Source organism: Pseudomonas frederiksbergensis (genome assembly GCF_003732705.1).
In the GTDB taxonomy this organism is placed as follows: Bacteria; Pseudomonadota; Gammaproteobacteria; order Pseudomonadales; family Pseudomonadaceae; genus Aquipseudomonas; species Aquipseudomonas frederiksbergensis_F.
Map to the genome: position 1 here is coordinate 79,159 of NZ_MOBR01000016.1, position 20,696 is coordinate 99,854.

Annotated in this window: 18 protein-coding genes; 14 read left to right on the forward strand and 4 right to left on the reverse strand. The window is 58.9% G+C overall.

What is annotated here, in order from left to right:
- The first annotated feature begins 129 nt into the window (after positions 1-129).
- The 3 genes from BK667_RS17980 to BK667_RS17990 all read left to right on the forward strand — a co-directional run bounded on the left by BK667_RS17980 (position 130) and on the right by BK667_RS17990 (position 6,452).
- Positions 130-2,031, forward strand: coding sequence for a DUF1302 domain-containing protein (locus tag BK667_RS17980; protein ID WP_123598448.1), 1,902 nt, complete (start codon positions 130-132; stop codon positions 2,029-2,031).
- A gap of 28 nt (positions 2,032-2,059) precedes the next feature.
- Entirely contained in the window at positions 2,060-3,424 is a 1,365-nt protein-coding gene (locus tag BK667_RS17985; RefSeq protein WP_123509228.1) for a DUF1329 domain-containing protein, read from the forward strand.
- A 289-nt stretch (positions 3,425-3,713) separates the two neighbouring features.
- Complete coding sequence (locus BK667_RS17990) at positions 3,714-6,452, forward strand: winged helix-turn-helix domain-containing protein (RefSeq protein ID WP_123598449.1); 2,739 nt, start codon at positions 3,714-3,716, stop codon at positions 6,450-6,452.
- 54 nt (positions 6,453-6,506) lie between these two features.
- Here BK667_RS17990 and BK667_RS17995 read toward each other — a convergent pair whose 3' ends face one another.
- Positions 6,507-7,316, reverse strand: coding sequence for a PP2C family serine/threonine-protein phosphatase (locus BK667_RS17995; RefSeq protein WP_123598450.1), 810 nt, complete (start codon positions 7,314-7,316; stop codon positions 6,507-6,509).
- A 325-nt stretch (positions 7,317-7,641) separates the two neighbouring features.
- Here BK667_RS17995 and BK667_RS18000 point away from each other — a divergent pair, with 325 nt between their 5' ends.
- Together BK667_RS18000 and BK667_RS18005 are read left to right on the forward strand one after the other, a co-directional pair.
- Positions 7,642-8,286 carry an MBL fold metallo-hydrolase gene (locus tag BK667_RS18000; protein WP_123598451.1) on the forward strand — a complete coding sequence of 215 codons (645 nt, stop codon included), beginning with the start codon at positions 7,642-7,644 and terminating at the stop codon, positions 8,284-8,286.
- A 102-nt stretch (positions 8,287-8,388) separates the two neighbouring features.
- Entirely contained in the window at positions 8,389-9,114 is a 726-nt protein-coding gene (locus tag BK667_RS18005) for a YiaD family glycine zipper/OmpA-like lipoprotein (RefSeq protein WP_123509232.1), read from the forward strand.
- A 231-nt stretch (positions 9,115-9,345) separates the two neighbouring features.
- Here BK667_RS18005 and BK667_RS18010 read toward each other — a convergent pair whose 3' ends face one another.
- Entirely contained in the window at positions 9,346-9,780 is a 435-nt protein-coding gene (locus BK667_RS18010) for a Z-ring associated ZapG family protein (RefSeq protein ID WP_123509233.1), read from the reverse strand.
- 144 nt (positions 9,781-9,924) lie between these two features.
- Here BK667_RS18010 and BK667_RS18015 point away from each other — a divergent pair, with 144 nt between their 5' ends.
- The 3 genes from BK667_RS18015 to zapE all read left to right on the forward strand — a co-directional run bounded on the left by BK667_RS18015 (position 9,925) and on the right by zapE (position 13,120).
- On the forward strand, positions 9,925-10,554 hold the full coding sequence (locus BK667_RS18015) for an alpha/beta hydrolase (protein WP_123598452.1): 630 nt from the start codon (positions 9,925-9,927) through the stop codon (positions 10,552-10,554).
- A gap of 24 nt (positions 10,555-10,578) precedes the next feature.
- Positions 10,579-11,934, forward strand: coding sequence for a tryptophan--tRNA ligase (locus BK667_RS18020; RefSeq protein ID WP_123598453.1), 1,356 nt, complete (start codon positions 10,579-10,581; stop codon positions 11,932-11,934).
- A gap of 91 nt (positions 11,935-12,025) precedes the next feature.
- Positions 12,026-13,120, forward strand: a complete 1,095-nt coding sequence (gene zapE / locus BK667_RS18025) for a cell division protein ZapE (protein WP_123509236.1) — start codon at positions 12,026-12,028, stop codon at positions 13,118-13,120.
- A gap of 176 nt (positions 13,121-13,296) precedes the next feature.
- Here the strand turns inward: zapE and BK667_RS18030 are convergent, their stop codons facing one another.
- The gene (locus tag BK667_RS18030; protein WP_185058241.1) at positions 13,297-14,193 is read right to left on the reverse strand and encodes a GlxA family transcriptional regulator; all 897 of its coding nucleotides are present in this window, start codon (positions 14,191-14,193) and stop codon (positions 13,297-13,299) included.
- Between the two features lie 244 nt (positions 14,194-14,437).
- Here BK667_RS18030 and BK667_RS18035 point away from each other — a divergent pair, with 244 nt between their 5' ends.
- Positions 14,438-15,574, forward strand: a complete 1,137-nt coding sequence (locus BK667_RS18035) for an acyl-CoA dehydrogenase family protein (protein WP_123598454.1) — start codon at positions 14,438-14,440, stop codon at positions 15,572-15,574.
- A 137-nt stretch (positions 15,575-15,711) separates the two neighbouring features.
- On the opposite strand, the gene BK667_RS18040 is transcribed toward BK667_RS18035, so the two are convergent.
- Positions 15,712-16,752, reverse strand: a complete 1,041-nt coding sequence (locus BK667_RS18040; protein WP_123509238.1) for an NADP(H)-dependent aldo-keto reductase — start codon at positions 16,750-16,752, stop codon at positions 15,712-15,714.
- A gap of 245 nt (positions 16,753-16,997) precedes the next feature.
- Here BK667_RS18040 and rplM point away from each other — a divergent pair, with 245 nt between their 5' ends.
- The 5 genes from rplM (at position 16,998) to BK667_RS18065 (ending at position 20,686) form a co-directional block, all read left to right on the forward strand.
- Entirely contained in the window at positions 16,998-17,426 is a 429-nt protein-coding gene (rplM, locus tag BK667_RS18045) for a 50S ribosomal protein L13 (protein ID WP_007905295.1), read from the forward strand.
- Positions 17,427-17,440: 14 nt separating this feature from the next.
- Positions 17,441-17,833 (forward strand): 30S ribosomal protein S9, encoded by a 393-nt coding sequence (gene rpsI / locus BK667_RS18050; RefSeq protein WP_003216038.1) that lies wholly within the window; start codon positions 17,441-17,443, stop codon positions 17,831-17,833.
- Positions 17,834-18,099: 266 nt separating this feature from the next.
- Positions 18,100-18,693: a ubiquinol-cytochrome c reductase iron-sulfur subunit gene (gene petA / locus BK667_RS18055; protein ID WP_054045584.1), complete on the forward strand. Its 594-nt coding sequence runs from the start codon at positions 18,100-18,102 to the stop codon at positions 18,691-18,693.
- The gene (locus BK667_RS18060; protein ID WP_123598455.1) at positions 18,693-19,904 is read left to right on the forward strand and encodes a cytochrome b; all 1,212 of its coding nucleotides are present in this window, start codon (positions 18,693-18,695) and stop codon (positions 19,902-19,904) included. The genes petA and BK667_RS18060 overlap by 1 nt, the downstream gene beginning before the upstream one ends.
- Entirely contained in the window at positions 19,904-20,686 is a 783-nt protein-coding gene (locus BK667_RS18065; RefSeq protein WP_123509239.1) for a cytochrome c1, read from the forward strand. The genes BK667_RS18060 and BK667_RS18065 overlap by 1 nt, the downstream gene beginning before the upstream one ends.
- Positions 20,687-20,696: the final 10 nt, after the last annotated feature.

Here is a 20,696-nt window from a genome sequence, read left to right on the forward strand (position 1 = left end):
GAACGGAGCAAACGCACAAACGGGGCGATGCACATTGGGATCGAATTCGGGACGCCTTGGCTCCCGGTCATCCACAACGTTTTTAAAAGTACTCACTGCCATAACAATAATGCACATGGAGTAGCGTCGATGACATCAGTAAACCAGTTCTGGCGCCGGGCGAAACTGCCCCTGGCGGTCAGTCTCGCCTCTTCGCTCGCCGGGCCCGCATTCGGCGTCAGTTTCAACGTCGGTGAAATCGAAGGTCAGTTCGACTCATCCCTGTCGATCGGTGCCAGTTGGTCTACTCAGCAGCCGAACAAGAACCTCATCGGCGTCAACAACGGTGGTCATGGCCTGTCCCAGACGTCCGATGACGGTCACGCAAACTTCAAGAGCGGGGAAACCTTCTCGAAAATCTTCAAGGGCATCCATGACCTTGAATTGAAATACGGCGACACCGGCGTGTTCGTCCGCGGCAAGTACTGGTACGACTTTGAACTCAAGGACGAAAGTCGCGAGTTCAAGGACATCAGCGACCACAACCGCAAGGAAGGCGCCAAGTCCTCCGGCGGGCAGATCCTCGACGCCTTCATCTACCACAACTACTCCATTGCCGATGAGCCGGGTTCCGTGCGTCTGGGCAAGCAGGTCGTGAGCTGGGGCGAAAGTACCTTCATCGGCGGCGGCATCAACTCGATCAACCCGATCGACGTGTCCGCATTCCGTCGTCCGGGGGCCGAGATCAAGGAAGGCCTGATTCCGGTCAACATGTTCTACGTGTCCCAGAGCCTGACCGAAAGCCTGTCGGCCGAGGCGTTCTACCAGCTCGAGTGGGACCAGACCGTCGTCGATAACTGCGGCACCTTCTTCTCCCAGCCGGACATCATTGCCGACGGTTGCGACAACAATCTGCGTGTGCTGAACAAGCGTTCGCAGATCCCGGCCATCGCATTGGGGCCTTTGGCCGGTGCCGGTGTCGATGTCAACGAAGAAGGCGTGCTGGTACGTCGCGGCGGCGATCGCGACGCCCGTGACAGCGGTCAGTGGGGCGCATCCCTCAAGTACATGTTCGATCCGCTGGACACCGAGTTCGGCGCCTACTTCATGAACTACCACAGCCGTGCGCCGGTCTTCAGCGCCACCGGTGCCCCGCAGTCGGTCTATAACACCGCCGCGTCGCTGCCCGGGCCGTTCGCAGCATTAGGACCACTGTTGGTGGCAGGCAACTCGAATTACTTCGTTGAATACCCGGAAGACATCCGTCTGTACGGCTTGAGCTTCTCCACCACCCTGCCTACCGGTACGGCGTGGAGCGGTGAGATCAGCTACCGTCCAAACGCGCCGGTGCAACTGAACACTACCGACATCCTGTTCGCCGGTATCCGTCCTCTGGGCAATGGCAACCCGAACAATCCATTGACCAACGCATCGCTGCTTAACGGCGTGCCGGGTCAAGACTTGCACGGGTATCGTCGCAAGGAAATCACCCAGTTCCAGACCACCCTGACGCACTTTTTTGATCAGGTCATGGGCGCCAGCCGTCTGACCCTGGTGGGTGAAGTGGGCGTGACCCATGTCGGCGGCCTGGAAAGCACCTCCGATGTGCGTTACGGCCGGGATCCGAGCTACGGCCCGGGTGAGTTGCCCGCCTCTGGCGCGCTCGATACCTGTGCGACGCTCAACACCAGCACCATCAATGGTGCCGGTCCAGGAACTCCAGCCAACAACCGCAGCCGCAACTGCACCAACGAAGGCTTCACCACGGCTACTTCGTGGGGCTATCGCGGCCGCGCTATCTGGGAATACAACGACGTGTTCGCCGGTGTGAACCTCAAGCCGAACGTGGCCTGGTCCCATGACGTCAGCGGTTACTCGCCTGGCCCTGGCGGCAACTTCGAGGAAGGTCGCAAAGCGGTGAGCCTGGGTGTCGATGCCGAATACCAGAACACCTACACCGCGAGCCTGGCCTACACCAACTTCTTTGATGGCAAGTACACCACCGTCGATGATCGCGACTTCGTTGCGCTCAGCTTCGGCGTGAACTTCTAAGCACTGCTTTTTCAGGACGAACACACATATGAAAATAACAAAGAGTCTGTTCCACGCCGGTGTTCTGGGGCTGTCGCTGCTGGCGACAAGCGTCATGGCAGCGGTGCCTGCCGCTGAAGCGGACAAGCTGGGCAAGAGCCTGACCCCGATGGGCGCCGAAATGGCGGGCAATGCCGACGGTTCGATCCCGGCCTGGAAACCCATGGCGAAGAATGCCGGCAGTGTCGATAGCAAGGGCTTCCTGTCCGATCCGTACGCCAGTGAAAAGCCGCTGTTCACCATCACCGCGCAAAACGTTGACCAGTACAAAGAGAAGCTTGCCCCGGGCCAGTACGCGATGTTCAAGCGCTACCCGGAAACCTTCAAGATGCCGGTCTACCCGTCCCATCGTGGTGCCACCGTGCCGGATGACGTGTTCGCCGCCATCAAGAAAAACGCCACCGCGACTAATCTGGTGTCCGGCGGCAACGGTCTGGAAAACTTCGAAACTGCCGTTCCGTTCCCGATTCCGAAAAGCGGCGTGGAAGTCATCTGGAACCACATCACCCGCTATCGCGGTGGCAGCGTGACCCGTCTGGTGACCCAGGCTACCCCGCAGCCGAACGGCTCGTTCAGCCTGGTGTACTTCCAGGACCAGTTCGTGTTCCGCGACAAGATGAAGGACTACGACCCGAAAAACCCGGGCAACATCCTGTTCTACTTCAAGCAGAAAGTGACTGCGCCGGCACGTCTGGCCGGTGGTGTACTGCTGGTGCACGAAACCCTCGACCAGGTGAAGGAACCGCGTTCGGCGTGGGTCTACAACGCCGGTCAGCGTCGTGTGCGTCGCGCCCCGCAAGTGTCTTATGACGGGCCGGGCACTGCCGCCGATGGCCTGCGTACCTCCGACAACCTGGACATGTACAACGGTGCGCCGGACCGCTACGACTGGAAACTCGAAGGCAAGAAAGAGATGTACATCGCCTCTGACAGCTACAAGCTCGACGATCCGAAGCTGAAATATGCCGACATCATCAAGGCCGGCCACATCAACCAGGACCTGGCTCGTTACGAGCTGCGCCGGGTCTGGCATGTGGTTGCAACCCTGAAGGAAGGTCAGCGCCACATCTATGCCAAGCGTGACTTCTACATCGACGAAGACACCTGGCAGGCTGCGGTAATCGACCATTACGACGGTCGTAATCAACTGTGGCGCGTTGCAGAAGCCCATGCCGAAAACTACTACGACAAGCAAGTGCCGTGGTACGCCCTGGAAACTTTGTATGACCTGCAGTCGGGTCGCTACCTGGCGCTGGGCATGAAGAACGAAGAAAAATCGGCGTATGACTTCGGCTTTACCGCCACCACCAGCGACTTCACCCCGGCCGCACTGCGTCAGGATGGTGTTCGCTAACACCCGCTGAACAGAGGCCGCATCCTCGAAAAACGCCCCGACTGGTTCGGGGCGTTTTTTTTTGCCTCGCCCACCACGCCCCCCCGTAGGAGCGAGGCTTGCCCGCGAAGGCGTCCGTATCAACACCGCATGATTGCCGATACAACCGCGTCAACCTATTCGCGGGCAAGCCTCGCTCCTACGGTCTTTTTGTAGCCATTTGTAGCAACAACCTTCAATAGCGCTCCGTTTACCGCTAGTCTGCGGACATCTGCAACGCCGCCAACAGCATTTCAAACAAGAGCCGGCCATGACTGATCTGTCCCCACTTCCGGGTCCTGCAAGCGTTGCCGTCGCGGCACTGGACGGGCGTTTCTTCCGGCCACCGCTGCCGGACGGCCATGTGCTGCGACCTCGCTTGTGCGAGCGCCTGAGTGCGGGGCTGGGTGGTCGGTTGCTGCTGGTCAGCGCCCCGGCGGGGTTCGGCAAGAGTTCGCTGGCGGTGGAGTTCTGCCAGGGCCTGCCGGCGCATTGGCATAGCCTGTGGCTGGGCTTGAGCCCGCGGGACAATGATCCTGGGCGCTTTCTTGAACGTCTGCTCGAAGGCCTTCAAGACTATTTTCCGCAACTGGGCAGCAAGGCGCTCGGGCTGCTGAAAATGCGCCAACGCCATCAACCGTTCGCGTTCGAAGAATGGCTGGACGGTTTGCTGGATGAACTGGCCGTGCACTTGTCGCCGAGTACACCCTTGTTGCTGGTTCTGGATGACTATCACTTGGCCCAAGGCCCGGTGCTCGACCGTTGTTTGCAATTCTTCCTGAATCACCTGCCCGATGGTCTGCTGGTCATGGTCACCAGTCGGCAACGTCCCGACTGGCACCTGGCTCGGTTGCGACTGTCGCGGCAACTGCTCGAACTGCATGAGCAAGACCTGCGCCTGACCCACGACGAAGCCCTGACCCTGCTCGATCGCCATAGCAGTTCATTGCGCGGCGAGGCGCTGGAAAATCTGATCCAGCGCAGCGAAGGCTGGGTGGCCGGCCTGCGCTTCTGGCTGCTGGCGGCTTCCGAAGCCGGCAACGAGGGTGCGTTGCCACAGTCGCTGCACGGCGGGGAAGGGCTGATTCGCGATTATCTGCTGGAAGAAGTCATCGATTGCTTGCCTGCCGAGGTGCAGTCATTCCTGTATGACACCGCGCCTCAGGAACGTTTTTGCAGTGAGCTGTGCGACGCTGTGCGCGAAGCCCATGACAGCGCCGAAATCCTGCGCTTCCTGTTGGCCCACCAGGTTTTTCTGGTGCCGCTGGATGAGCACGGTCACTGGTATCGTTATCACCATCTGTTTTCCGACTTGCTGCGCACTCGACCCAAGACCCAGGCCCTGGTACCGGCCGCCAGTCTGCATTTGCGCGCCTGCCGCTGGTTCAACGCCCAAGGGCTGCTCGATGAAGCGGTGGAGCAGGCCTTGCGCGCCGGGCACCTGGATGTCGCGGCGAACCTGGTGCAAAACCTTTCGGAAGAACAACTGCTGGCGGAGCAAAACGTCGGCATGCTGCTGCGCTGGAAAATGGACTTGCCTGACAGCTTGCTGATCAGCACGCCACGGCTGATCGTGCTCTACAGCTGGGCGCTGGGGCTGGCCTGTCAGCTGGATGCTGCCGAAGAGTTGGCCAATCACTTGAGCCGCTTCCTGCCGGCGCCATCGGCCACGGCGCAGAAGTCCATGCTGGCCCAATGGCTGGCCCTCAGCGGCATCATCGCCCGGGGACGCGGTAATCGTGCGCTGACGCTGCTCTATTGCACCGAAGCGCTGGAGAGCCTGCCGGCCAAGCGCTATGGTCAGCGCCTGATGTGCCTCTCGACCTTGTCCAACCTGGCCATAGCCGATGGCGACTTGTGGCGTGCCCGGGGTTTGAACCGCGAGTCCCTGGAGTTGGCGCAGCGCGTCGGCAATCCGTTGTTCGAGGCCCTGGCTCATTACGACCGCGCCCGGGTGTTGCAAGCACGAGGGGAAATCCTGCGCTCGCTGGATGAAGTCCGTCAGGGCCTGCAACGCCTGCACGGCTTGTCACCGCAACGGCTCTACGCGGTGCGGGCCAGATTGATTTTGTACGAAGGCTTTTTACTGGCCCTGCGCTCGCAACCACAAGCCGCGCGCTTACGATTGCAGGCCGGTTTGAGCGAAGCTCGGGCCTGTCGCGACATCAGCGTATTGATCGGCCACTGCGTGATCGCCAGGCTCGAGGGCAGCAGCGGCGAATTCGCCAAAGCCTTCGCCGAACTGGCCGAGGCCGAACGGCTGATGCACATCTGGGACGTCCCGCCGATCTATTACCTGGCGATGATCACCCTGGTCAAATGTGAACTCTGGCTGGCCCAGGGCCGCACCGACCTGGCTGAAGCCTGGCTCGTACGATTGGGCCAGACCTACAACGGCGAACGCGCCGCCGCACCGCCGGAATTCCATCCACAGCTGCCGCTGCACATCGAATTGCAGCAAGCGCTGCTTGATGTGATTCAGGGCCAACCCATGTTGGCGGAAGGGCGATTGAATGCGCTGTTGGAGCATGGGCAGCAGACGGGGCGGCAGATGCTCAGCGTGATGGCATTGGCGCAAAAGATTGCGTTGTTGCTGGTCGGCGGGCGTGAGGCCGAGGCGCGCCAGGCATTGGTGCAGGCGTTGGAAGCGGCCGCCGGTGGGGTGCTGCAACCGTTTGACGGGTTGTTGACCGAACATGCCGACTGGTTGCGTGGGCAACTGCAACTCTGTGCCCCGACCGCCGTTTCGCAAAACCTTTTGGAAAAACTGCCTGCCGCTGCTACGCGTCCGGCACTGGAGTTATCCCCAGGCGCCGAAACCCTCAGCACCCGCGAACTGGCAGTGCTGCGCCTGATTGCCCTAGGTTGTTCCAACCAGGAAATCAGCGATCAGCTATTTATCTCGCTGCACACCGTCAAGACCCACGCCAGCCATATCAACAGCAAGCTTGGGGTGGAGCGGCGCACGCAAGCGGTCGCCAGGGCGAAAGAGTTGGGTGTCTTGCAGTAATCAGTGTTTGAAAAACCTCCGAAACAAGCTGGGCCTTGAGTCAGAGGTTGTCGCTCACTGCGCCTCGGCAATCCCCAGGGCGTGTGGGTGGCCTTCGCGTTGCAGGACCGACAGTAAGCCAATGGAGCAATCCCCCGCCGTTTTACTGGCGATGGACTGTTGCAGGTTGTCGCCCAACATACTTTTCATTTTTTTTCTGGGTAATGTCGCGTTCCACTCCAGCAGCGTTTGGACCGCCGGGGCGGGGACGCCGCTGGAGGTGTGATAGAGGCTTTGAGCGGTGCCGTCGCTCATGAGCGCAAAACCTGTCGTGGCGCCGATCTGCCCCCGGTATAGCCTGAGCCGCGCCGCCACTTTCTGATCGGTCAGAAACAGCGGGGTATTGGCAGGCTCGGCGTTTTGCGGAGATGAAAGGGCCTGGAGTTGCCCGTCCGGATCGACGCTTGCGATCACGCCGTCACCCAAATTTCCCGACAAGTAGCGGCCGCGCGAGTAAGCGACGAACGACAGGGTGCAGGCCAGGTCGTTGATGTCGCAGCCGAGTTTGGCGGATTTGCGTCGGAACGCATCCAGGCAGCGATTGACCAGGCGCTGGGCGGCCTTCGCGTTGTGTTTCTCCATGTTTTGCCAGAGACTTTCAAAGTTTTTACAGACAAAGCCCAGGGTCGCGGTAACGGCCACCTGGGCGCCGATGTCGGATCTGGCTCGGGAGTCGGCGCCATCGGCCAGTGCAATGCAGGTCACGTCGTTCGACTCCCTGGCCGCGACATACTCCAGGCAAGGCGTATGAGCCTCGAGGTGCGAGCGTCCTGCCACAAAAGAGCAGGCGGTTTTACAGGTGAATTCGATCGGGTGCTCAGGCATTGTTTAGACCCGGGTGTTCGGCGAGGTCTTCCTGGCCAAAGAGATAGTTGTCTTGCATGGCATTATCCTTTTGAGTTGAGCGTTAAAAGAAACGCTTCAAGAGTCGTTTGAACCAGCACATCACGATGCCTCCGGGGAGGTCGGCGCCTCGCGGAGCGGGGCGGGTGCAGACAGAAAAGGACACTTTTATCGACGAGCACGTGTTCCATCGAGGGGGGCATTGGCTTCCTGCCGTCTTGTTTCAAAACAGGCGCGGCGCGAGGATAACCTATCAATTTTGCGGATCACAACCGTAGTACAACGCCTTGGCACCAGGATCAAACCCATGCAGACCCCGAATACAGCCCTTATCCGCGAAACCTTTCCGGTCGGCCCGCTCCAGTGCAACTGCACCATCATCGGCGACCCGATCACTAAAAAAGCCATCATTGTCGATCCTGGTGGCAATCACGAACTGATCCTCGCTCGCCTAGATGCCTTGGGCTTGAAAGTCGTCAGCATCATCCACACCCACGCGCACCTCGACCATTTCCTGGCCTCCGGGCAGCTCAAGGAAAAAACCGGCGCGACCCTGCATCTGCATAAAGAAGATCAATTCCTGTGGGACAACCTGGAGATGCAATGCCAGATGTTTGGCGTGCCGTACACGCCGGTGCCAGCGCCGGATCGCTGGTTGGCCGATGATGAAGAGCTGGCCTGCGGGTGCGGCGTGGCGATTCACACGCCGGGGCATACGCCAGGTTCCATGAGCTTTTGGTTTTCAGAGGCTAAGCTGCTGATTGCCGGTGACACGTTGTTCAAGCGCGGGGTCGGGCGCACGGATTTGTGGGGTGGCGATCAGGCGACCATCGTGCGCTCGATCAAGCAGCGGCTGTATACGCTTGACGAGGAAGCCACCGTGGTCACGGGGCATGGTCCGGACACGCGTCTGGGTGATGAAATGCGCGAGAACCCTTTTGTGCGGGCCTGAATTGTAACCGGCGGAATTTTTACTCGCGCCAATGATCCAACGCCCGCATGGGCCGATGCCTGGTTCCGTTGCATCACAGAATGTAAAAAGTAGGAGCTCTTCATGTTCACCAAGCAGCGTTTGATTATTGTCGCAACGGCTGTGGCCTTGTTGTCCGGCTGTGCTTCGCCCAATCCGTATGACAATCAGGGACAAGCCGATGGCGGTTCCCAAGGCGTGAGCAAAACGGCCAAGTACGGTGGCCTCGGGGCGCTGGCCGGTGCGCTGGCTGGCGCCGCGATCGACCACAACAACCGTGGCAAAGGCGCGCTGATTGGCGCTGCGGTGGTGGGGGCTTCCGCCGCCGGTTACGGTTACTACGCCGACCAGCAAGAGAAAAAGCTGCGGGCCAGCATGGCCAATACCGGGGTTGAAGTGCAGCGCCAGGGCGATCAGATCAAGCTGATCATGCCCGGCAACATCACGTTCGCCACCGATTCGGCGAACATCGCCTCCAGCTTCTATCAACCACTGAACAACCTGGCAGGCTCGCTCAAAGAGTTCAGCCAGAACCAGATCGAGATCGTCGGCTACACCGACAGCACCGGCGCCCGTCAACACAACATGGACCTGTCCCAGCGTCGCGCTCAGAGCGTGGCGACTTACCTGACGTCCCAGGGTGTCAGTGGTGCCAACCTGTCGGCACGTGGTGCCGGGCCGGATAACCCGATTGCCAGTAATGGCGACGTGAATGGCCGGGCGCAGAATCGTCGGGTCGAGGTCAATCTGAAGGCGATTCCGGGGCAGCAGTATCAGCAGCAGGGGCAGCCTGTTCAGCAGTATCAGTAAACCCCGTTTGTAAAAAGAGCCGTCCGATCTCTAGCAGATCTGGCGGTTTTTTTGTGTCGCCTGTTCTGGCGTCTTCGCGAGCAGGCTCGCTCCCACAGGGGAATGCATTTCAAAACTGTGGGAGCGAGCCTGCTCGCGAAGGGGCCGTTACAGGCAACACAAACATCCAGCCACAAAAAAGCCCCCGGACAATCACTCATCCGGGGGCTTTTTGCGTAGCGCGAAACCTGCTTACTTCTTCAGGCCGTAATGCTCATCGAGCATGCCCGGTGCGTTCGGGGCTTTGGGTGCGTAGTCGCGAGGCGGCTCCTGATTGCGCGGCGGCGTCAGGCGTTCCCGTGGTGCCACGGCTGCGTCGGCGTGCAGGGCGGCCAGCAAGCGTTGGCGAGTCTGCTCGTCCAGGGCCAGGCGGTTGGCACCCTCGGCGAGATGATCCTGCACGTCCTGATAGCTGGCGGTCAGTTTCTTGACCAGGTTGGCCGTGCTGTTGAAGTGGGTCACCACCTCGTTCTGATAACTGTCGAAACGTTCCTGAATATCATCCAGCTGACGTTGCGTGCGGTTAGGCGCGGCATTCGGCACCAGACGAGCGACCAGGAATCCAATGGCGACACCCACAACCAGGGCAAGAGTCGGCAACAACCAAACTAAGAGCGAGTGTTCCACGAGTCCTTCCTCTATAAACGGCTTTGCTTTACGTTAACGGCTCGAACCTGCGCTGTATACCGCGATTCACTCGCAATAGATTGGCACAGACAATTTGCTAGACGAGTCGACCCGATTCGAGGTCACGGAGTTCCTTCCTTGCTTATGCGCGAAACCCCTGTAGTGATTGATGGCCCCGTCGGTCAACTGGAAAGTTTGTACCTGGATAACGAGCAGCCGCGCGGCATTGCGCTGATCTGCCATCCAAACCCGGTGCAGGGCGGCACCATGCTCAATAAAGTGGTCTCGACCTTGCAGCGCACCGCCCGGGATGCCGGTTTGATTACCCTGCGGTTCAATTACCGCGGCGTCGGCGCCAGCGAAGGCACCCATGACATGGGCACCGGTGAAGTCGACGATGCCCAGGCGGCGGCCGAGTGGCTGCGGGCCAAGCACCCGGAGTTGCCGCTGACGCTGTTCGGTTTCTCTTTCGGCGGTTTTGTTGCAGCAAGTCTCGGCGGCCGCCTGGAAGCGAAGGGCGAGCAACTGAAACATCTGTTTATGGTTGCGCCAGCCGTCATGCGCCTGGGCGATCAGGATCAATTGCCACAACACGGCGAGTTGACCCTGATCCAGCCGGAAACCGATGAAGTCATCGATCCGCAGCTTGTATACGAATGGTCTGACAAACTCGATCGCCCCCATGAGCTGCTGAAAGTGGCAGAATGCGGACACTTTTTTCATGGCAAGCTGACTGATCTCAAGGATCTGATCCTGCCGCGTCTTTCGAATTGATTGCAGTCTGACAAGCGATTACCCATGACGACTCGTACCCGTATCCTCACCGGCATCACCACCACCGGCACGCCGCACCTGGGCAACTACGCCGGCGCCATCCGCCCGGCGATCCTCGCCAGCCGTGACAGCAATGCCGATTCGTTCTATTTCCTGGCCGACTACCACGCGCTGATCAAATGCGATGACCCGCTGCGCATCCAGCGCTCGCGTCTGGAAATCGCCGCGACCTGGCTGGCCGGTGGCCTCGACGTCGATCGCGTGACCTTCTATCGCCAGTCCGACATCCCGGAAATCCCCGAGCTGACCTGGCTGCTGACCTGCGTCGCCGCCAAGGGCCTGCTGAATCGTGCCCACGCCTACAAGGCTTCGGTGGACAAGAACGTCGAGACCGGCGAAGACCCGGATGCCGGCATCACCATGGGCTTGTACAGCTACCCGGTGCTGATGGCCGCGGACATTCTGATGTTCAATGCCCACAAGGTGCCGGTCGGTCGTGACCAGATCCAGCACGTGGAAATGGCTCGCGACATCGGCCAGCGTTTCAACCATTTGTTTGGTCAGGGCAAAGAGTTCTTCACCATGCCGGAGGCGCTGATCGAAGAAAGCGTCGCCACGCTGCCGGGCCTCGACGGTCGCAAGATGTCGAAGAGTTACGACAACACCATTCCGTTGTTCAGCAGCGCCAAGGAAATGAAGGACGCGATTTCGCGGATCGTCACCGACTCCCGCGCGCCAGGCGAAGCCAAGGATCCGGACAACTCGCATCTGTTTACCTTGTTCCAGGCTTTCGCTACGCCGGCGCAGTCCGACGAATTCCGCAGCGAATTGTTGCAGGGCCTGGGTTGGGGCGAGGCGAAGAATCGTCTGTTCCAACTGCTGGACAGCGAGTTGGGCGAGTCCCGCGAGCGTTATCACCAGTTGATCGAGCGCCCGGCAGACCTGGAAGACATGCTGCAACTCGGCGCCAAAAAGGCCCGTTCGGTGGCTACGCCGTTCCTTCACGAACTGCGCGAAGCGGTCGGCCTGCGCTCTTTCGTGGCCCAGACCCAGGTCGCGGCGACGACCAAGAAGAAAGCGGCGAAGGCTGCACGTTTCGTCAGTTTCCGTGAAGACGACGGCAGCTTCCGTTTCCGTCTGCTGGCGGCCGATGGCGAACAATTGCTGCTGTCGCGCAACTTCGCCGACGGCAAAACTGCCGGTCAGGTGACCAAGCAACTGCAAGCGGGCCAGCCTCTGGACGTGCGCAGCGAAGACTTGAGCTTCAGCGTCTGGCTGGAAGGCGAGTGCGTTGCCGATAGCGCAACCTTCGCTGACAGTGCTGCTCGCGACGTTGCCATCGACGCCCTGCGCATTGCATTGACGCCGGTTCAGGAATAAATCAGCGGCTCGGCCCGACCAAGGGCTGATTGCCATTCTGACGGGCCGTCGCTACAGTGGCGGCCCGTTTTTGTTGCCTTGCTAACGAATTATGACGCCCCTAGAACGATATCAAGCTGATCTGAAACGCCCGGAATTCTTCCATGACGCCGCCCAGGAAACTGCGGTGCGTCATTTGCAGCGCCTGTACGACGATCTGGTCGCGGCCTCGCAGAGCAAGCCGGGCCTGTTCGGCAAACTGTTTGGCAAAAAAGACCAGGCGCCGGTCAAGGGCCTGTACTTCTGGGGCGGCGTTGGCCGTGGCAAGACCTATCTGGTCGACACCTTCTTCGAAGCCCTGCCGTTCAAGGAAAAGGTCCGCACTCACTTCCACCGCTTCATGAAGCGCGTGCACGAAGAGATGAAGACCCTGGGCGGCGAGAAAAACCCGCTGACCATCATCGCCAAGCGGTTCTCCGACGAAGCCCGGGTCATCTGCTTCGATGAATTTTTCGTGTCTGATATTACTGACGCCATGATTCTCGGCACGTTGATGGAAGAGCTGTTCAAAAACGGCGTGACCCTGGTTGCCACCTCTAACATCGTGCCGGACGGTCTGTACAAGGATGGTCTGCAACGTGCGCGCTTCTTGCCGGCCATCGCGCTGATCAAGCAGAACACCGACATCGTCAACGTCGACAGCGGCGTCGATTATCGTCTGCGTCACCTTGAGCAAGCCGAGCTGTTCCACTTCCCGCTCGACGACGCGTCCCACGAAAGCCTGCGCAAAAGCTTCCGTGCCCTGACGCCGGAATGCACGGCCGCCACCGAAAACGACGTGCTGATGATCGAGAACCGCGAAATCCGTGCCTTGCGCACCTGTGATGACGTGGCCTGGTTCGACTTCCGCGAACTGTGCGACGGTCCGCGCAGCCAGAACGACTACATCGAACTGGGCAAGATCTTTCACGCCGTGTTGCTCAGCGGCGTCGAGCAGATGAGCGTCACCACCGACGACATCGCCCGACGCTTTATCAACATGGTCGACGAGTTCTACGACCGTAACGTGAAGCTGATCATTTCTGCTGAAGTCGAGCTCAAAGACCTCTACACCGGCGGTCGCTTGAACTTTGAGTTCCAGCGCACGTTGAGTCGTTTGCTGGAGATGCAGTCGCACGAATTCCTGTCCCGGGCGCATAAGCCATAGGATTTTTCGGAAAATAAAAAGGGCCTGCAAATGCAGGCCCTTTTTTGTGTTGAATCTGATCGTTCCCACGCTCCGCGTGGGAATGCATCCCGTGACGCTCCGCGTCACATTCCGAAGCGGACGCAGAGCGTCCATGGCTGCATTCCCACGCAGAGCGTGGGAACGATCGGCTCGAGCTAAGCCGCTTGCTGAAACTGCTGCCGATACTGGTTCGGCGACAATTCAGTGTGCTGGCGAAACAGCCTCGCGAAGAAGCTCGCATCGTCGTAGCCGACCTCATAACTAATGGTCTTGATGCTCTTGCGGCTGCCGGACAATAAGCCCTTGGCGGTCTCGATACGCAGGCGTTGCAGATAATGCAGCGGCTTGTCGCCGGTGGCAGTCTGGAAGCGGCGCATAAAGTTGCGGATGCTCATGCCATGCTCTCGCGCCACATCTTCGAAGCGGAATTTGTCGGCGAAGTGCTCTTCGAGCCAGTGCTGGATCTGCAGGATGATCACGTCCTGATGCAGCTTCTGCCCACCGAAACCGATCCGCCCCGGCGCATAGCTGCGCTGCACTTCATAGAGAATGTCCCGAGCCACGGCTTGTGCCACATTGGCGCCGCAGAAGCGTTCGATCAAGTAGATGTAGAGGTCGCACGCCGAGGTTGTGCCGCCGGCGCAGAACAGGTTGTCGGCGTCGGTCAGGTGCTTGTCCTGATTGAGCTGAACCTGCGGGAAACGCTCGGCAAACGCCGTAAAAAACCGCCAGTACGTGGTTGCTTCCTTGCCATCGAGCAGCCCGGCTTCCGCCAGCCAGAACACCCCGGTGGCTTCGCCGCACAGCACCGCGCCGCGAGCGTGCTGTTCGCGCAGCCACGGCAGCACTTGTGGATAACGTTTGCAGAGTGTTTCGAAATCGTCCCAGAAGGCCGGGAGGATGATGATGTCCGCGTTTTCCAGGCCGCCGTCCACCGGCATGATCACATCGCTGAAACTGTTCACCGGTTTGCCGTCGGGGCTGACCAGCCGGGTTTCGAACGCCGGTGTCAGGCCGTGGCCCAGTTGTTTGCCGTAGCGCAGACTGGCCAGGTGGAAGAAATCCTTGGCTTGCATGAGGGTGGAAGCGAAAACCCGGTCGATAGCCAGGATGCTGACGCGCCGCAAGGGCGTGGAGACTTGGTTAGACATAATTCAACTTTATTCTTATAGGGGAAAGTGGTCACCAGACGGCTGGATCGTCTTATTTTTTGTCTGATGTGTCCAGTGTCCTGTATCGGAAGTGAGGCTTAGTCTCTGATGGTCATTTCCTTTTAACAATAACGACAGGTGCCGCATGATCCCCAGAACCTTGTTCAGTTCCGAGCACGAACTTTTTCGCGACAGCGTGCGAACGTTCCTCGAAAAAGAGGCCGTGCCGTTCCATGGGCAATGGGAAAAACAGGGTTACATCGACCGTCAACTCTGGAACAAGGCGGGGGAGGCGGGGATGCTCTGTTCGCACCTGCCGGAGGAATATGGCGGGCTGGGGGCGGACTTTCTCTACAGCGCGGTGGTGATCGAGGAGGTCGGTCGCCTGGGCCTGACCGGGATTGGTTTCTCGCTGCATTCGGACATCGTCGCGCCTTACATCCTGCATTACGGCAGCGAAGCGCTGAAGCACAAATACCTGCCAAAACTGGTGTCTGGGGAAATGGTCACGGCCATTGCCATGACCGAGCCGGGGGCCGGTTCCGACCTGCAAGGGGTGAAAACCACCGCGGTGCTGGACGGCGACGAATACGTGATCAACGGCTCGAAAACTTTCATCACCAACGGCTTTCTCGCGGACCTGGTGATCGTCGTCGCCAAGACCGATCCGAAGGCGGGCGCCAAGGGCACCAGCCTGTTTCTGGTGGAAGCCAATACGCCAGGCTTCGCCAAGGGCAAGCGTCTGGAAAAAGTCGGAATGAAGGCGCAGGACACGTCGGAATTGTTCTTCCAGGACGTACGAGTGCCGAAGGAAAACCTCTTGGGTCAGGCCGGGATGGGCTTCGCCTACTTGATGCAGGAATTGCCACAGGAGCGTCTTACGGTTGCTGTCGGCGGGCTGGCTTCGGCCGAGGCGGCGCTGCAATGGACGCTGGATTACACCCGCGACCGCAAGGCATTCGGCAAGGCGATTGCCGATTTTCAGAACACCCGCTTCAAATTGGCGGAGATGGCTACCGAGATTCAGATTGGCCGGGTTTTCGTCGATAAGTGCCTGGAGCTGCACCTGCAAGGCAAGCTTGATGTGCCGACGGCGGCGATGGCCAAGTACTGGGGCACCGACCTGCAATGCAAGGTGCTCGACGAATGCGTGCAGTTGCATGGCGGTTACGGGTTCATGTGGGAATACCCGGTGGCCCGGGCGTGGGCGGATGCGCGGGTGCAGCGGATCTATGCCGGGACCAATGAGATCATGAAGGAGATTATTGCGCGCTCGCTTTGACTTTGCGTTGACTGGGTGATCGTTCCCACGCTCTGCGTGGGAATGCCGCCAGGGACGCTCTGCGTTCCGCTTCTGGATGTGACGCAGAGCGTCACGAGGTGCATTCCCACGCAGAGCGTGGGAACGATCACTTTTGGCTACGGTGCCGGATTCGGGTGATCCTTGTGAATCGCCTCGATCCCGGCCAGCACTTCATCGGAAAGTTTCAGATCGAAACTCGCAATGTTGCTGTCCAGTTGCTCCAGCGTGGTCGCGCCGATGATGTTGCTGGTCACGAACGGCTGCTGCGTCACGAAAGCCAACGCCATCTGTGCCGGGTCCAGGCCGTGTTCACGGGCCAGTGCGACATAACGGCTGCACGCTGCCTCTGACTGTGCGTTGAAATAGCGGCTGAAGCGGCTGTAGAGGCTCAGGCGGCCTTTCGGCGGACGTGCGCCACCTTCGTACTTGCCCGACAGGAAGCCGAACGCCAGGGGCGAATAGGCCAGCAAGCCGCACTGTTCGCGAATGGCGATTTCCGCCAGGCCGACTTCGAACGTGCGGTTGAGCAGGTTGTAGGGGTTCTGGATCGACACGGCGCGCGGCCAGCCACGGGCTTCGGCCAGGGCCAGGAAACGCATGGTGCCCCATGGGGTTTCGTTGGACAGGCCGATGTGGCGGATCTTGCCGGCCTTGACCTGTTCGTCGAGCGCTTCGAGGGTGTCCTCCAGCGGTGTCAGGTTGGCTTCGATCTTGTGCTTGTAGCCCAGTTGACCGAAGAAATTGGTGCTGCGTTCCGGCCAGTGCAGTTGATAGAGGTCGATGTAGTCGGTCTGCAGGCGCTTGAGGCTGGCGTCCACGGCTTCGGTGATGTGCTGGCGGTTGTGCCGCAGGTTTTTGTCGCGAATGTAGTCGATGGTGTTGCCCGGGCCGGCGATCTTGCTCGCCAGGATCCAGTCGGCACGATCGCCGCGACTCTTGAAGTAATTGCCGATGTAACGCTCGGTGGTGGCGTAGGTTTCAGCCTTGGGTGGCACGGGGTACATTTCAGCGGTGTCGATGAAATTGATCCCGGCGCTTTTGGCCCGTTCAATCTGGGCGAAGGCCTCAGCCTCGCTGTTTTGCTCGCCCCAGGTCATGGTTCCGAGACAGATTGCACTCACGTTCAGATTGGTTCGGCCTAGCTGGCGATAGTCCATCGGGTGCTCCTTGGGCAAAACAATCATAAAAGCAGGTTGAAATATTTTTCGCAATCTGCATAATTGCGCACCTCTTTCTGCAGTGGAAGTGATGCGCCGCCGCCGAAGAATCTTGCCGTTGAACGGACGCGCCGACCCGAGCCCCCGAAAGCGTCTGTATCCGGCTGCCTTTGACTTGTCAAAGTACGCACTATTCAGTAAGATCCGCCGTCTAATTTACAGGGCGGCCCCTGAGGCTATAAAGAATGAAAACTTTTACTGCTAAACCGGAAACAGTACAGCGCGACTGGTTTGTCGTCGACGCTGCAGGTCAGACCCTGGGTCGTCTGGCCACCGAAATCGCGAGCCGTCTGCGTGGCAAGCATAAAGCTGAGTACACTCCTCACGTTGACACCGGCGATTACATCGTCGTTATCAATGCCGAGCAGATTCGTGTAACTGGTGCTAAAACCACCGACAAGATCTACTACTCCCACTCCGGTTTCCCGGGCGGCATCAAGTCGATCAACTTCGAAAAGCTGATCGCTAAAGCCCCTGAGCGCGTGATCGAGACCGCGGTTAAAGGCATGCTGCCTAAGAACCCGCTGGGTCGCGACATGTATCGTAAGCTGAAAGTCTATGCGGGCGCTGTACACCCTCATACTGCTCAGCAGCCCCAAGAACTGAAGTTTTAACGGAATAGTTCATTATGTCGGCGACTCAAAATTACGGCACTGGCCGTCGCAAGACCGCAACCGCACGCGTTTTCCTGCGTCCGGGTACTGGTAACATCTCCATCAACAACCGCACCCTGGAAAATTTCTTCGGCCGCGAAACTGCCCGCATGGTAGTTCGTCAGCCGCTGGAACTGACTGAGACTGTCGAGAAATTCGACATCTACGTCACCGTGATCGGTGGTGGTGTAAGTGGTCAAGCTGGCGCAATCCGCCACGGTATCACTCGCGCACTGATGCAGTATGACGAAACCCTGCGTGGCGCTCTGCGCAAAGCTGGCTTCGTTACTCGCGATGCTCGTGAAGTTGAACGTAAGAAAGTGGGTCTGCGTAAAGCGCGTAAGCGTCCGCAGTACTCGAAGCGTTAATTCGCTTCTACGTTCAAAAAGAACGCCCATCTCCTCGCGGAGCTGGGCGTTTTTTTGTGCGTGCGATTATTAAAGAATTGCGCTGTGACAACTTGCCACATCCGTAGAGCCCCTATACTGCAAGGCTTGGCAGTGGAGCCCTTGGGTAATTACCTTGTCAGAATTGGGGCTTTTCATTACCATTCGGCAAAATTTTTATAAGTACATAGATTTAACTTAGTAGATGCCTGATTTAACAGGCCACAAAGCTGATGGGAGAGGACTGAATGAGCAATGACGGCGTGAATGCAGGCCGGCGTCGCTTCTTGGTAGCAGCCACATCCGTGGTGGGTGCTGCAGGAGCGGTGGGGGCTGCGGTCCCGTTCGTGGGGTCATGGTTTCCCAGTGCCAAGGCGAAAGCCGCAGGTGCACCGGTGAAAGTGAATGTCAGCAAAATCGAGCCAGGCCAGCAGATGATTGCTGAGTGGCGCGGCCAGCCAGTATTCATTGTCCGCCGAACCGCGGAAATCCTGGGGAATCTGAAAAAGATCGAGGGCCAGTTGTCTGACCCGACCTCCAAGAACTCGACACAACCGACCTACGTTGATCCAGAAACGCGTTCGATCAAGCCAGAGGTCCTGCTGCTGATCGGTATCTGCACACACCTGGGTTGCTCGCCGACCTTCCGCCCTGAAGTGGCACCTGCTGATCTGGGTAAAGACTGGGTAGGTGGTTATTTCTGCCCTTGCCACGGTTCCCACTACGATCTGGCTGGCCGCGTCTACAAGTCGCAACCTGCGCCTTTGAACCTGCCAGTTCCCCCGCATTCCTATGAGACCGATGAGATCATTGTCATTGGCGTCGATACGGAGAAAGCGTGATGAGCAAGTTCATGGATTGGGTTGATGCGCGCTTTCCCGCGACCAAAATGTGGGAAGACCATCTCAGCAAGTACTACGCCCCGAAGAACTTCAACTTCTTCTATTTCTTTGGTTCCCTTGCACTGCTCGTTCTGGTCAACCAGATCGTTACCGGTGTCTGGCTGACCATGAGCTACACCCCGTCGGCGGAAGAAGCATTTGCCTCCGTCGAATACATCATGCGCGACGTCGAGTACGGCTCGATCCTGCGCCTGTTGCACTCCACCGGCGCTTCGGCGTTCTTCATCGTGGTCTATCTGCACATGTTCCGTGGCTTGCTCTACGGTTCGTACCAGAAGCCGCGTGAGCTGGTGTGGGTCTTCGGTATGCTGATCTACCTGGCGCTGATGGCTGAAGCCTTCATGGGTTACCTGCTGCCGTGGGGCCAGATGTCCTACTGGGGTGCCCAGGTGATCATCTCGCTGTTCGGTGCGATCCCGGTCATCGGTAACGACCTGACCCAGTGGATTCGTGGTGACTACCTGATTTCCGGTATTACCCTGAACCGCTTCTTCGCCTTGCACGTCGTGGCCCTGCCGATCGTGATCCTCGGGCTGGTGGTGCTGCACGTTCTGGCGCTGCACGAAGTCGGATCGAACAACCCGGACGGCGTGGACATCAAGAAACACAAGGACGAAAACGGCGTACCGCTGGACGGCATTGCCTTCCACCCGTACTACACCGTGAAAGATATCGTCGGCGTGGTGGTGTTCCTGTTCATCTTTTGCTCGATCGTGTTCTTCTTCCCGGAAATGGGCGGCTACTTCCTCGAGAAGCCGAACTTTGAAGTGGCGAACGCCTTCAAGACCCCAGAGCACATCGCTCCGGTCTGGTACTTCACGCCGTTCTACGCGATTTTGCGGGCGATTCCGGACAAGCTCATGGGTGTTATCGCCATGGGTGCTTCGATTGCCATGCTGTTCGTCCTGCCTTGGCTCGACCGCAGTCCCGTCAAGTCCATGCGCTACAAGGGCTGGCTGAGCAAGATCTGGCTGTGGGTGTTCTGCATCTGTTTCGTGATCCTCGGCATCCTGGGCGTATTGGCCCCGACTCCCGAGCGTACGCTGGTGTCGCAGATTTGCACCTTCCTGTACTTCGCCTACTTCATTCTGATGCCGTTCTACACCAGGCTCGAGAAGACCAAACCGGTTCCGGAAAGGGTGACTGGCTGATGAAAAAGCTATTTGCGGTATTGATTCTTGCTGCTCTGCCAGTGTTCTCGTTCGCTGCCGAACATGGCGGTCCAGAGCTCGAAAAAGTCGACATCGACGTTGCCGATAAAGCGGCCATGCAGGACGGCGCACGCACGTTCGCCAACTATTGCATGGGGTGCCACAGCGCCAAGTTCCAGCGCTATGAGCGTGTTGCCGATGATTTGGGGATTCCTCACGATCTGATGCTGAAAAACCTGGTGTTCACCGGCGCGAAGATCGGCGACCACATGAGCATCGGCATGCAGCCGGCAGACGCCAAGACCTGGTTCGGGGCGGCACCGCCGGACCTGACCCTGGTGGCTCGCGTTCGTGGCACTGACTGGCTCTACGGCTACCTGCGTTCGTTCTATGAAGACCCGACGCGTCCCTGGGGTGTGAACAACAAGGTTTTCCCGAACGTCGGGATGCCTAACGTGCTGGTCGGCCTGCAAGGTCGCCAGGTGGTTGGCTGCAAACAGGTCCAAATCGTCGAGGACGGCAAGAAGCAGTATGATCCGCTGACCGGTACGCCGCTGACTCATGAAGCGTGCGATCAGCTGACCATCGTGCCGAAGAGTGGTGCCCTGAATGAAGAGCAGTTCGATGAGAAGGTCAAGAATCTGGTAACCTTCCTCGCTTACTCGGCTAACCCGGTTAAGCTGCAACATCAGCGCATCGGCACCTATGTATTGCTCTACCTGGCGTTCTTCTTCGTATTCGCATACTTGCTCAAGCGTGAATACTGGAAAGACGTACATTGATAAAGCTGTA